This is a genomic window from Pseudoalteromonas sp. Cn5-37 (assembly GCF_021532495.1).
Lineage (GTDB): Bacteria > Pseudomonadota > Gammaproteobacteria > Enterobacterales > Alteromonadaceae > Pseudoalteromonas > Pseudoalteromonas simplex.
This window is the reverse complement of record NZ_JAKGBA010000005.1, coordinates 1-13,432: the sequence shown is the minus strand read 5'-3', so window position 1 is coordinate 13,432 and position 13,432 is coordinate 1. Positions and strand designations below refer to the sequence as shown.

At 39.9% G+C, this 13,432-nt stretch carries 11 protein-coding genes and 1 pseudogene; 5 read left to right on the top strand and 7 right to left on the bottom strand.

All coding sequences use genetic code 11. The features are described 5' to 3' along the window. Positions 1-87: 87 nt before the first annotated feature. Positions 88-456 carry a hypothetical protein gene (locus L1266_RS08995; RefSeq protein WP_054552162.1) on the bottom strand — a complete coding sequence of 123 codons (369 nt, stop codon included), beginning with the start codon at positions 454-456 and terminating at the stop codon, positions 88-90. A 343-nt stretch (positions 457-799) separates the two neighbouring features. Here L1266_RS08995 and L1266_RS08990 point away from each other — a divergent pair, with 343 nt between their 5' ends. Beyond that, positions 800-2,830 (top strand): ATP-binding protein, encoded by a 2,031-nt coding sequence (locus L1266_RS08990; protein WP_235377356.1) that lies wholly within the window; start codon positions 800-802, stop codon positions 2,828-2,830. Here the strand turns inward: L1266_RS08990 and ppc are convergent. Continuing rightward, the gene (gene ppc / locus L1266_RS08985) at positions 2,827-5,472 is read right to left on the bottom strand and encodes a phosphoenolpyruvate carboxylase (protein ID WP_235377355.1); all 2,646 of its coding nucleotides are present in this window, start codon (positions 5,470-5,472) and stop codon (positions 2,827-2,829) included. The genes L1266_RS08990 and ppc overlap by 4 nt on opposite strands. A 424-nt stretch (positions 5,473-5,896) precedes the next feature. On the opposite strand from ppc, the gene L1266_RS08980 reads away from it, so the two are divergent. Together L1266_RS08980 and L1266_RS08975 are read left to right on the top strand one after the other, a co-directional pair. Further along, positions 5,897-6,643, top strand: coding sequence for an SDR family NAD(P)-dependent oxidoreductase (locus tag L1266_RS08980; RefSeq protein ID WP_054552159.1), 747 nt, complete (start codon positions 5,897-5,899; stop codon positions 6,641-6,643). A 10-nt stretch (positions 6,644-6,653) separates the two neighbouring features. Further along, positions 6,654-7,262 (top strand): flavin reductase family protein, encoded by a 609-nt coding sequence (locus tag L1266_RS08975; RefSeq protein ID WP_235377354.1) that lies wholly within the window; start codon positions 6,654-6,656, stop codon positions 7,260-7,262. A gap of 15 nt (positions 7,263-7,277) precedes the next feature. Here L1266_RS08975 and L1266_RS08970 read toward each other — a convergent pair whose 3' ends face one another. Continuing rightward, positions 7,278-8,357 carry a M24 family metallopeptidase gene (locus L1266_RS08970; protein ID WP_235377353.1) on the bottom strand — a complete coding sequence of 360 codons (1,080 nt, stop codon included), beginning with the start codon at positions 8,355-8,357 and terminating at the stop codon, positions 7,278-7,280. Between the two features lie 129 nt (positions 8,358-8,486). On the opposite strand from L1266_RS08970, the gene L1266_RS08965 reads away from it, so the two are divergent. Together L1266_RS08965 and L1266_RS08960 are read left to right on the top strand one after the other, a co-directional pair. Then, entirely contained in the window at positions 8,487-9,707 is a 1,221-nt protein-coding gene (locus L1266_RS08965) for a M24 family metallopeptidase (protein WP_235377352.1), read from the top strand. Between the two features lie 152 nt (positions 9,708-9,859). Then, on the top strand, positions 9,860-11,266 hold the full coding sequence (locus L1266_RS08960) for a YfcC family protein (protein WP_054552155.1): 1,407 nt from the start codon (positions 9,860-9,862) through the stop codon (positions 11,264-11,266). Between the two features lie 224 nt (positions 11,267-11,490). Here L1266_RS08960 and L1266_RS08955 read toward each other — a convergent pair whose 3' ends face one another. The 4 genes and pseudogenes from L1266_RS08955 to L1266_RS22370 all read right to left on the bottom strand — a co-directional run bounded on the left by L1266_RS08955 (position 11,491) and on the right by L1266_RS22370 (position 13,080). Beyond that, positions 11,491-11,820 (bottom strand): HigA family addiction module antitoxin, encoded by a 330-nt coding sequence (locus L1266_RS08955; RefSeq protein ID WP_054552154.1) that lies wholly within the window; start codon positions 11,818-11,820, stop codon positions 11,491-11,493. A 10-nt stretch (positions 11,821-11,830) separates the two neighbouring features. Then, on the bottom strand, positions 11,831-11,911 hold the full coding sequence (locus L1266_RS22265) for a type II toxin-antitoxin system RelE/ParE family toxin (RefSeq protein ID WP_268795032.1): 81 nt from the start codon (positions 11,909-11,911) through the stop codon (positions 11,831-11,833). A 20-nt stretch (positions 11,912-11,931) separates the two neighbouring features. Next, positions 11,932-12,051, bottom strand: a complete 120-nt coding sequence (locus L1266_RS22260; protein ID WP_268795031.1) for a type II toxin-antitoxin system RelE/ParE family toxin — start codon at positions 12,049-12,051, stop codon at positions 11,932-11,934. 386 nt (positions 12,052-12,437) lie between these two features. After that, positions 12,438-13,080 (bottom strand): annotated as a pseudogene (locus L1266_RS22370) (tyrosine-type recombinase/integrase). Positions 13,081-13,432: the final 352 nt, after the last annotated feature.

Sequence of the window (13,432 nt, the reverse complement as noted above, 5' to 3'; positions counted from 1 at the left end):
AGGTAAATCGCACAATAAAAGCTAAAAATTAGCGGTATTTGTAAGCCCAGATATACACAACAAAATAGCGATGACTAGCTCGACCTATTATTGACGAACCAGCCAATTTTTTGCTTTGTTAAAACATTCAAAATTCTCAGCTTGTAAGTTATAGCGCTTTGCTTTTTGCATAAATAAGTCGTGCATAAAACCATCAAAACTTACGACAATTGCTACAACAGCTTCTTTCAAAGAGTTTGCCACTGCCGGCATAATTGTGAATAAATCAGCAGGTGCGAAATTGTGTGTCAACTCAGACACGTCAACGAGTATTTTATCTGACCCATATAATACTGAGTATTGTTGGGCGATTTGGTAAAAGTTAATCACATCCTGTGCGCTTGCCGTCCCTCTTAACGTCATCATAACTAACGACGTAGATGCATCATAGGTAATGCAAGTAGACACGTTTGACATAAAAATACTCTTAAACTGCGTGAGTGGTTAGGGGTTAACTCTAGCTCTCAGGGTTGAAAGCCAGCATATTTTATTTATAACCCTAACCTAGTCAATAGCTAGCAATTAAATAGGTATGACCAGTATAAAATATAAGAATTTATAACTAGAAAAATACATTTTTGGCGTTACCTTAAATTAACCTTTAATGCTTTTTTTAAACATGCACGAGAATTCTGCCTTTAATTTAAGCCTTTTCAGATGCCCTTAAAATGAGTGAAAACTTACAATGAACATCATCTTAAAGCAGTAGAGTAAACACGTATTGTCAGATGATACATGTTTGCTTGGATAGGAATAAATCATGAGATTCATGGTTCCAATTATCGCAGGCATGTTTTTGTCAGTTCCTTTGCAAGCAACCGCAATTACAGCAACAGAATTTGAAAAACTACGCAACCAAGTCAGAAACACTTACGCAAACTCAAGACAGCTAGGTTTAGAAGAAGTAAATAAAATACTAGCAAATTCTGAGTTGAATCTTGAACAGAAGATCATTATGACTAACTATAAAGCGTGGGTTTTATCTGGTAATAATAAACTAGATGAAGCGATGATTACGCTTGTAGAGTTCGAGAGTATGGTTGCCAAATCGAAAGATAAGAGCCTGATGTATGGCTACTATAATATTTCGGGTAATATCTATTCCCATTTAGGGTTATATCAAGAAGCACTTAATCATTACAAACAAGCGCTCCCTTTTGCAAAGATGAGGAATAATAACCTTGTAATGCAAACTGAAAACAACATCGCTGTTATCTACTTAAAATTACACCTATATAACAATGCAGCAGAAATATTTAAAAAATTTAGAGAGTACAGCAAAACAAATAACCATACCTTTAATGAGTCGTTTACGAGTAATCTTCTTGCTAAGGCTTTGCTTGGTTTAAAAAAATATGACCAAGCATTAGAACTACTTAGTAACATATATAACTTTCAGAAAAGCAACGACTTTCTTTCACACCAAATAGTTAATCTAACCACTCAGGGAAAAATTTATAACTCTCAAGCACAATATAAAAAAGCAAAAATAATATTGAAAAAAGCACTCAATTTACTAAATGAGAATAATCTTCAAAGCGATAAGCTTGCTGTAGTATTAGAACTTGCTAAAACATACAAAGCCCAAAATAAACCTGCATTGGCTCTAGCACAAATTCAGTCAATTGATTTAAAAAATAAAAAAATCTCTGACTATCAATTATTGCTAGCTACACAAGAGCTATCAGCCTCTTTGCATTTACAACAAAAAAACTACCATGCAGCAATTGATGCATACAAACAGCTCTATGAAACTCAAGAAAAAATTCTAAGAAGACAAACCAGTACTAATCTTGCCAAAGCGTTAGCAGAATTAGATATAACGACTAAAGAAGCAGAAATAGAACTTTTAACTAAATCAAATCAAGTTCAGGCTTCAAAAAATAAAGCAAATAAAGTGATTTTTATGGCGATTGCTTTTGCCTTATGCTCAATTTTAATCGTATTAACGTTGATGACAGTGAGGACGAAGCAACAAAAGAATGCCCTATCTAAAACATTAACAAAACTTCATAACACACAAGCACAACTTATTGAAATCGAAAAAATAGCATCGTTAACCGCATTAGTATCTGGTATGGCGCATCAATTAAATACGCCCATTGGCACCATTGTAACCGCTAGCTCTTTAATTGATGATCAACTTACACTTATTTGCCAAAAGTTTAAATCTCAAGAGCTATCTAGCAAGCACCTTCATAGCTTTTTAAACGATACAAACGATGCAAAAGATTTAATACAGGCTAGCATCGCTCGACTTGCCAGTATTGTCGAAGAATTTAAGGCACTCAATGTGTCTATTGATTTAGATAAACCGCTAGTCCAGTTTAACCTAAAAGAAGAAATATCACGCAGAGTTCTGCCTTTCTCAAGTTATTTAGGAAAGTGTATTAAATTCGATATTCAGGGCGATACTGTTGTAATAACTTCTTACCCTGCAATTATTGGAGACATATTAAAAACCTTAATCATTAATTCCTGCGAACATGGTTTTACAATAAAGCTACACGGTTTAATTGAGATCGAGATTAAAGCTTTTCCTAAGCATGTCGAAATTATTTATCAAGACAACGGGGTCGGTATTAAGGAAACTATCTTGCATGATATCTTTACTCCTTTCTATACCACTAATATGGGCGATAAACACCTAGGACTTGGGTTAAATGTTGTTTTTAATGCAGTTAAATTTAATTTGAAAGGAGAAATATGCGCCGAGCCTTATGAACACGGCGCACGATTTGTTATTAGCCTACCAATCGATGCTCGATTGGTTGATGATACTAGCTATTAACCGGTATTACGCATACCAGCAGCGATACCTGTCATAGTGATCATCAAGGCATTATCAATATCGCCTTCAGAGCCCTCGTCAGCTTCGCGTGAACGACGCAGTAACTCAACTTGTAATAAGTTAAGTGGATCTGTGTACGGGTTACGAAGCGCTATTGACTCTTTGATCCAAGGTTGGTCTGCAAGCAGGCTCTTTTGTGGGCTAAGCGATTGCACAAGCTCAATAGCCTCACTCAACTCCTGACGAAGTTTTACGCCTAATGGCTTATATTGCTCAGTTACTAATGCATCATCGTAATGCGCACTTAACCATGAATCGGCTTTACTAAATACCATTTCTAGCATCTCTAAACGAGCACGGAAGAATGGCCATTTTAAGCTCATTTCGTGAAGTGTCTCGATGCCATACTTCTCTAATGCAGCTTTAAGGCCTGTTAATGCACCTAACCAAGCTGGCAGCATTAGACGGTTTTGGCTCCATGCAAAGATCCATGGAATAGCACGAAGACTTTCTACCCCACCGTTCGGGTTGCGCTTCGCAGGGCGAGAACCAAGTGGTAATTTAGATAGCTCTTGCTCTGGCGTTGCCATTCTAAAGTAAGGTACAAAGTTTTCATCATGGCGCACAACTTGGCGGTAATGCTCACACGAATCAGCACTGATCAGTTCCATAACATCTCGCCATTCGCTCTTCGGTTCTGGTGGTGGAAGCAAGTTACTCTCTAGAACTGCACCAGCATAAATATTTAAGCTTTGCAGGGCAACAGCAGGCAAACCAAACTTAAAGCGGATCATTTCACCTTGCTCTGTTACACGTAGGCCACCTTTTAATGAACCTGGAGGCTGTGAGCGAAGTGCTTGTGCAGCTGGCGCGCCACCACGACCAACAGTACCACCACGGCCGTGGAATAAAATAAGCTCAATACCGCGATTTTCGGCTAATTGAACAAGTTTATCCATAGCTTCATATTGTGCCCAACCAGCAGCCATCATGCCTGCATCTTTTGCTGAGTCTGAGTAGCCGATCATGACATTTTGCTGGTTTTGAATATGACCACGGTACCAAGTGTTATCAAGTAAACATTCGATAACCTCTTTACCATTATTTAAGTCGTCTAACGTTTCAAATAATGGCGCAACCGGTAAGTTAAACATACAACCACTTTCTTTAAGCAGTAACTGTACTGCCAGTACATCAGATGCAGTTCGTGCCATCGAAATAATATACAAGCCAAATGTTTGAGCATCTTGCGCTGCGATTACATCAAATGTATCTAGCACCTCTTGTACTTCTGGGCTTGGTTGCCAATGTTTTGGAATTAGCGGGCGGCGAGAGTTTAACTCAGCAAGTAAAAACGCTTGTTTGTCTTCCTCTTGCCATTGATGGTAATCACCTAAACCTAAATAACGTGTTAACTCAGAGAAAACATCACCATGACGCGATGAATCCTGACGGACATCGAGTTTAGCAAGACGCAGACCAAAGCTGTTAATACGGCGCAGAACATCAAGCAGCAAGCCATCGGCAACCACTTTCATGTTGGTCTTAATAAGCGAGCGATAGCACACTTCGATTGGGTGTTTAATTTGCGCGATATCGGTAATTAAATCTTCAGAATCAGTGCGCTTATTCTTAATTTTAGCGCCCAAATGGGTCACAGTTTCGGCAATTTGATTCTTTAATTTTTTAAGCACCGCACGATAAGGTTCAAAGTCTTGACCTGCAAGCTCAATAAGCTCATCGCTTGCATCCGACATTGATAGCTCATTGCTTAGCGTTTCGATATCACGCGAATACAAATCGAGTGCCATCCAGCGGCCATGATCAAGTACTTGCTGTGTGACTTCAGCAGTTACAAACGGGTTACCATCACGGTCGCCGCCCATCCAAGAAGTAAATTCAATTGGGCTGAAATCAATCGGCAGCTCTAGATCAAGCTCTGCTTTTACGTCTTCGCCAAACTCGCGTAAGAAACGCGGAACAGCATGCCATAAGCTATTTTCAATAACCGCAAAACCCCATTTAGCTTCGTCAATTGGCGTTGGGCGTGAGCGACGAATGTCGTCGGTATGCCACGCTTGGCTAATAAGTTGGGCAATGCGGTTTAATAAATCTGCACGTTCACTTGGTAAGTTGTCTTTACGCTCTAAAGAGGCAAGGCAATCACTTAATTCAACATGTTTATTGATCATTGTACGGCGTGTCACCTCAGTTGGGTGAGCCGTCAGTACTAAATTGATGTGGAGTTTTGAGAGTGTTTGTGCCAAGTGATTCGGATCAACTTGACCTTGCTTTGAAGCTGTTGCTAACGCTTTTAATGTTTGAGTGAGAGGGTTTAGTTGGCAAAAGCCAACATCATTAAAGCGCGATACGGTATGAAATTGTTCAGCAACATTAGCAAGATTCAAAAAATGATTAAATGAGCGTGCAACCGGTAATAGTTCTTCATCTGTGAGAGCGTGTAGTACTTCGATAAGCGCCTGTCTGTCGGCTTCGTTACCACTACGTGACGATTTAGATAAAGCGCGAATCTCTTCTACCTTATCTAAAATGGCTTGTCCTTGTGCATCTTTAATGGTTTGACCCAGCATTTGTCCAAGCATACTAACATTACCGCGAAGTGCAGCGTATTGTTCACTCATTCTCATACTCCTTTCTTTAACTAAGTTGAAAGTACTTACTGCACAGTATTTAGCCAAGCACGAGCGCAGCTAAATACTGATCCCTTTTATTAATATCATTGTCAGCGTTAATTTAATAGATCGAATTTTCTAACATACTCGTAAAAAAGAATAACCAATCTATAAACATAAAAGTGTAATAAATACGCAGCTTAGTCAGCTACAAAGCGTTAAAGCTAGCTCAATTGGTAAAATGGACTTACCAATTTAAAAGGTAAAATCCCCGTAAATTAAGGCATCCTTAATGTTTGCATGGTCAAATCTTTACCCGCCTTTTTTTATATGTTTGTAGGGTTAGCTCAAGACAAACAGAGCTACTATCATTTTATTAGTTGGTGATAGTTTGAGCGAAATTTTTTTCAAATATTTTTATAACAGGTCAAAAATGCAACTCTATATTTTGTGTGGTGCACGCAGTGAAATTGCAAATGCCTATTTCACTACTCTTCATAAACAAATCAACACGGGTCATATCGTCACCATCAGTCGAGATGAATTTAAGGCAAGTTTCAATGAGTCATCAAGCAATGAGATAAGTCACCAGCATTTTATTACTGATTATTCAGAGCAAAGCTTAAGTGGCATTGCTAAAGAACTTGCCGATGGCCACTATGATTTAGCCCAGTTGATGATATTTAACGGCCTATTACATGATCCAGATAATGCGCCTGAACGTAAACTTGAACAAATATCTGAGCAGCACTTTATAAATAGCATGATGACGAATGCTCTACTACCAATTCGCTGTGTGACTTTATTCTCATCGCTTTTAAAGCCACAAGTTTCAACTGTGGTGTGTGCCCTTAGTGCACGTGTTGGTAGCATCAGTGATAACAAGTTAGGCGGTTGGTATAGCTATCGGGCATCGAAGGCGGCATTAAATATGTTATTTAAATCTGCAGCGATTGAACTTAGCAGACGCAATAAAAAGTGCTACTGCGTGTTATTTCACCCAGGTACCACTGATACGCCGTTATCAAAACCCTTTCAGGCAAATGTACCCAAAGGAAAGTTATTTACCCCTAAGTTTGTAGCCGAGCAGCTGTATTCATTGATAAGTGATGCTGACTATTTACAACAATCACAAAACCCTGCCTACTTTGACTGGCAAGGAAAACCCATAGACTGGTAACAGGAAATTTATGCATTTTACAAAACAAGTCATTGCTGATTTAGAAAACCGCTACCGCGCTCATTTAATTAATAGTTTGTCGGGGTTTAAAAGTGCCAACTTAGTTGGCACACAAGATAGTAACGGCCAAACTAACTTAGCGATTGTCAGTTCAGTATTTCATCTTGGGGCACATCCCCCTTTAGTGGGTATGATCATAAGGCCTCATTCAGTGCCTCGCCATACCTTAGAGAACTTATTAGCCACTAAGCAGTACACGATTAACCACGTGAACAAAGACATTTATAACAAAGCACATCAAACATCAGCACGCTACGATAAAGGTGAGTCTGAATTTGATGCAACAGGGCTCAGTACTGAATACCTAAATGACTTTACAGCGCCTTTTGTAAAAGAAAGTAAGCTTAAATATGCGCTTGAGCTGAAAGAACACCACTACCTTGCCATCAATGGCACTGAGCTGATCATAGGTGAAATAACCGATATCTATTTAGATGAGGCGTGTTTGCAAGAAGATGGCTTTATCGATATTGAAGCCATTGGTACAGTCGCGGTGAGCGGGCTTGATAGTTACCATGTAACTGAACGTTTAGCCCGCTTAGCGTATGCTAAAAAGTAACCTTTAATTTAAGCACTAGATTATAAATGGCTTAGGCGCATGGGTTAACACCTCAAAACCAGATTCGGTGATAACTATGTCATCTTCAAGGCGTACACCACCATAGCCTGGTATATAAATGCCGGGCTCAATGGTGATCACATTACCCACTTCAAGGTTGTAGTCTGTCAATGTGTTGATAAATGGCACTTCATGTAAAAACAGCCCTAAACCATGGCCAAGCCCTTTACCGGCGTATTCGCCAAAGCCCGCCTCAGTAATCACCTTGTTTGATATAGCATTTAAATCTAAACAGTTAATACCCGGTTTAACCATTTCAAGTGCCGCATTTTGTGCATCGAGTACGGTATTATAAATACGGGTTTGTTTTTCTGATGCTTCGCCAATAATGTAACTACGGGTCATATCAGAGCGATAGCCATTTACAACTGCACCAAAATCAAGGGTTACAAAGTCACCTTTCTTTAAAACCTGATCTGACGGGTTACCATGCGGCAAGGCTGAGCGCTCTGCAAACAGCATAATGGTGGCAAACGACATACCTTCTGAACCTAGCTTTTGCATTCTAAATTCAAGCTCTAAGGCAAGGTCACGCTCAGTTACACCCGGTTTAAAATAAGGTAGCGTTTGTGCTAATGCTTCATCAGCGATGGCCGCAGCAGCTTTGATTTGCGCAACTTCCCAGTTGTCTTTAACGCGTCTAAGTTTTTCAATTAAGCCGTTTACCGCTGTTAGAGTGTGACCGGTTAGTTCATCTGCCACACCTTGCCAAATTGCTACCGTGACATAGCTTGCATCAAATGCGACATGGCTGTTCGGGTTAAGGTGCCTATTTATACAATGGCCAAGGGTTTCGTTGTCTCTGTCTCGACAAACAACTTCAAACCCAGTTGTTTCTGCAATTGCACGTTGGTGGTATCGGTAATCAGTGATCAACACACACGCATCTTGAGTAATTAATGCATAAGCAGCATTACCGCTAAAACCACTTAAGTAACGAATATTTTCATGACCAAGTACTAACATGGCGCTGTAACCTTGTTGCTCTAGCAAGGCTTTAAATTCAGCTTGTCTTTTTAAGTAATTAACTTGCATTGTCGCTCCTTATTTTTTGCGCATGCTAACAGTTATGTCCATAAATACGAATATTATGCGATTAGTCGCAGTGAGTTTGCATCAACTGTTTACTCAAGCCACAATGCAGAAAAAACCAAGGAGTACACAATGACAACATATGGTATTGGCACACAAACGCCAGAGCAGGCGCTTGACTCTTTGTCAGATATGACAACAGATTTAACCCCTATTCAAAATGACGAATTTGATGCGCGTATCGCAAAAGCACAAGCGTATATGCAAGCAAACAACATTGATGCAATTTATTTAAATGCAGGCACTAACCTAGCCTATTTTACAGGGATGCGTTGGTACGCAAGTGAGCGTTTAGTTGGCGCTATTTTACCTGCAAAAGGTGATGTGCAATACATAGCGCCGTTTTTTGAAATCGGCAGCTTAAACGATTTTATGGTGATTGATGGCCCAATTCGTGGTTGGCAAGAACACGAAAACCCTTATCAACTATGTGTAGATGTTCTTACAGAAATGGGCATTAGCAAAACAGGCACCCTTGGTATTGATGAAAGCGCACAGTTTTTCATCTACGACGGCATTAATAAAGCTAACGGCAATTACAACATTGTTAACGCACAGTGCGTGACAGCGCACTGCCGTATGCATAAATCAGCCAATGAACTTGCCTTAATGCAACGTGCTATGGACATGACTTTAGAAGTACACAAAGCAACGGCAAGTATGCTTTATGAAGGTATCACCACAACTGAGGTTGAAGCCTTTATTAAAAAAGCGCACCAAAAAGTCGGCGCACCGGGTAACTATTTTTGTATTGTGTTATTTGGTGTTGCGTCGTCTTTTCCGCATGGTGTTAAAAATCCGCAAACCCTTAAAAAAGGTGACGTGGTACTGATTGATACTGGCTGTAAAGTGCATGATTACCTCTCTGACATTACCCGTACTTATGTATTTGGTGAAGCAACCGAACGTCAACGTATGTTTTGGCAACACGAGAAAAATGCCCAACTTGCTGCTTTTGCTGCCGCAAAAAATGGTGTGGCATGTGGCAAAGTAGACGATGCTGCAAGACAGTACCTTGCCGAAAATGGCATGGGACCAGAGTATCAAACACCAGGCTGCCCACACAGAACCGGCCATGGCATTGGTTTAGATATTCATGAATGGCCATACCTCGTGGGTGGTAACCCTACCCCACTCGCAACAGGTATGTGTTTTAGTAATGAACCTATGATTGTCGTACCTGATGAGTTTGGTATTCGCTTAGAAGATCACTTTTATATGACAGACGAAGGTCCGCGTTGGTTTACCGAGCCTGCTCATAGCATCGATGACCCATTTGGGTTAGCTAAATAAAATTCAAATAAACTTTATAAGGCCAGTTTTCTGGCCTTTTTTGTATCTTAATTATTACAATCATTAACAGTGTGGACATTTTAGAGACAACCTATCCGCTTTTATCATGTTATGATTTCAAGAATTTAACCTAACATAATTACGGAGAATAAATGGGTTTACGTTTTAAAGTTCCACATACCCTGATACTGCTGCTGGGCATGATGGTTGTTGCGCTTATTGCTACCTGGTTAGTACCACAAGGTTTTTTCACTACTACATTAAGTGAATCAGGCCGAGAAATGGTTGTTGCGGGCACCTATCAAACGGTTGCTGAGCGCCATTACTTAACTCCATGGGATTTATTACAAGCCATACCTCGCGCTTTTGCTGCTGCTCAAGATGTTATTTTCTTTGTGTTAATTGTGGGCGGCGTATTAGCTGTTGCACGTGCCACAGGCACTGTTGATGCGCTCATTGGTAGGCTTTTAGAGCGACACGGTAAAAAACCGCAACGATTAATCTTTATGGTGGTGTTTTGCTTTGCCTTAGCATCAAGCAGTATTGGTACCGCCGGCGAATATATTCCTTTTGTTATTATTCTCGTCGCGCTTTGTAAAGCAATGCGCCTAGATGCAATGACCGCCGTAGGGATGATAGTCGCAGGTTATGGCATTGGTTATGGGGTATCGGCATTTAACCCATTTACGGTATTAATCGCACAGCAAATTGCAGGCATTCCTGTTTACTCTGGTCTGTGGTTACGTTTAGCTATATTTATTCCATTTGTACTCATTGGTTTTCATCATGTTTGGCAATACACCAAAAAGGTAGCGAACGATCCGTCTAAATCAATGATGATTGGCGTGCCTTGCCCACTGGAAAATCAAACAGCAACAAGTTACCCAGCACTTGCCCTGCGCCATAAACTAGTTTTAGGCAGCTTTATTATTACCCTAGCAATTGCAGTATGGGGCATCGCAACTAAGGGCTGGTACTTATACGAGCTAGGTGGTGTTTTTATTGCTTGGGGTGTGGTTGTATCCATTTTAGGCAAACTATCTGCTGATGAAGCAGCAAACAAATTTATAGAAGGCGTATCTGATCTTGTTACCACCGCAGTGTTAATTGGTGTTGCACGGGGTATCGCCCTTATTTTAGAAGACGGCCAAATCCTGCATAGCCTTGTACATGGCATGTCGTTACCGCTTTCTTATGTATCTGCTGAAATATCTGCAATTGGCATGCTGGTTATTCAAACCCTACTCAATACGTTTATTCCTTCTGGATCAGGCCAAGCTTATGTCACCATGCCATTAATGGCGCCACTAGGTGATTTAGTCGGTGTACCAAGACAAGTTGCTGTGCTTGCTTACCAATTTGGTGATGGCTTTTCAAATATGATCATACCTACCAATGCCGTACTTATGGGCATTTTAGGGATGGCAGGTGTGCCCTACGGACATTGGTTTAGATTCTGTTTACCACTACTAATTAAACTAATGGTCGCAGCATCGGTTGTATTAGTATTAGCTGTAATGTTTGGCTATGGCTTAGATGTGCAGCCCACACTTAATTAATTTAGTTGAGTGAGCTAATTGGCTCCTAAGTTAATGATGCCCGCTAACACCTGTGTGTTAGCGTGGCTCTGTGCATTACATGCCACGAAATATTGTCGGATAAAAAAAGCTAATTATAAAAACTTCTGTACGAAAGCTTTTAACTCGTCTTTCTCAGCTTCACTAGCAAATGAATTTGCCGTAATGATCAAGATTGTGGATTAACAATATACGTTATGAGTTCTTTAAATAGTTTGTGATGTACGTAGTGAAGTTTTTTGAGCAGAAAGTAAGGGTTTTACAGATTTAGCCTCTTCTTGATAACGGTTTCTCGTATCCCATAAATCTACGGAGTGCTGGATATTAAGCCAAAACTCTGGGGTATTCCCTAACGCAGCAGCTAGCTTAATTGCAAGTGGCGCCGTTAAGCTACCGCCATTAATCAAGTTACTAACTGTATTTCTATGCACACCCATTGCTTCAGCTAAAATTTTTGATGTAATGCCCATAGGCTCCAAAAACTCTAGCTTCAGCATTTCACCTACACTCACTGGACGACGCTTTGTAATACGCATAACCCTTACCTCAATACTTATGAGGGTCTAAATAGGTGTTTTCTGCTACACCATCAACCCACTTAAAAATCAATCGATACTGTTTGTTCACTCGTATTGAGCCCCAATCTTTCAAGTTACTTTTAAGTTACTTTCAAGATATTCAAACCGGTTACCTGGTGGTACTCTTAAGTCAGATTCAGCCTTTGCTGCATCTAATATTTCTAGCTTACGATATAAAGCATTCTTGATAACCTTAGGGATTAATCGATGCCGCTTTTCCTCTTCATAGAATGCTTAGAGCCACTCATCCTTAAAATTTACAGCCATATCCTTGCACTGTCCCCTTGTGCATCAGTACAGAAATTGTAGCGCACAGTCATAATGTGCACAATATATACGTTTAAAAATCATCCTAGGCACTTTTTTCGTGTATAAACTTATTTGTAGAAAACCATTTTTCAATATAAATAAGTTGGTACTGAAGGACGGCTCTGTGCCAAAAGCAAAAAATAAGCCTTACCTTGATTCTGCCCCAAAATAATTTAGGTTAAATGCTCTAACTGCTGCTTTGAGCAATCAAGAAACGGTCCAAGCCCTACACATTGAATGATAAGTTAACGCATCTTTAATAATAGCTAGAAAATTTTGCTTAATGGGCTTACAACACCGTTTGCTCCTTGTTGTAAAACATGGGTGTAAATCTGTGTGGTTTTGACATCAGAGTGGCCCAATTGTGCTTGAACGGTGCGAATATCGGCGCCACTTTGCAATAGGTGCGTTGCAAATGAATGGCGCAAGGTATGAGGCGTAATAACCTTTGTAATCAAAATCAATGTCCTTTACTCGCAATTGCACCGCTTCCATCACACGCAAACCACTTCCATACATTAACCCCGTGATTAAGTAATATCGCTTGGAAAGATGACTCATCAATTGCTTTACTTCATCAGGCGTCATCACTACAGGCAGCTTGGGTTGTCGATTACTTCGTGCAAAATTCAAGTTTAAAGAAAGCTCATTTTTGACAATATGTTTATATAAAAAAGCGAGCGCATTTAAAGCTGCACTTTGTGTTCTAGGTGACATATTACGTTTTAATACAATATGGTCTAAAAACGCTTTGACTTCTGCATCTCCCATTGAGCTTGGGTGACGTTTGTTGTGAAAGTGAATAAATTTTGCGATCCAACCTAAATAAGCATTAATTGTTCTTAATGAATACTGACGAGTGAGCATATAGTCTGCAATGTAGTTTAAATAAGGAGAGCGAGTTTTCATTTTCATTCCTTTGAAATGAGGCTGTATATATATATACAGTTTTAGCTCAGTCGCTCGTATAGGCAAGAAAACGACCCAATCGCTCGTTTTTATCCTGAGGTAAAAGCGAGAACTCTTAAATTTTATTAACACTGGTAATTAGTTAACAAGTTTGTTAGAAATAATCTAATAAGAAAAACGAGCTACGCTGTGGTAGAAAAACGCGCGATTAGCTCGCTATAAACATGTTGAACTAAGCCGCTACGCGGAGATCCTATTCTTATAATTTGAGCCACACTTACCTTGGGGTTATCCCATAACTTGGAGGTAAGTCATGAATACACTCATTGAACAAGTCAAAACTGAAATAGCC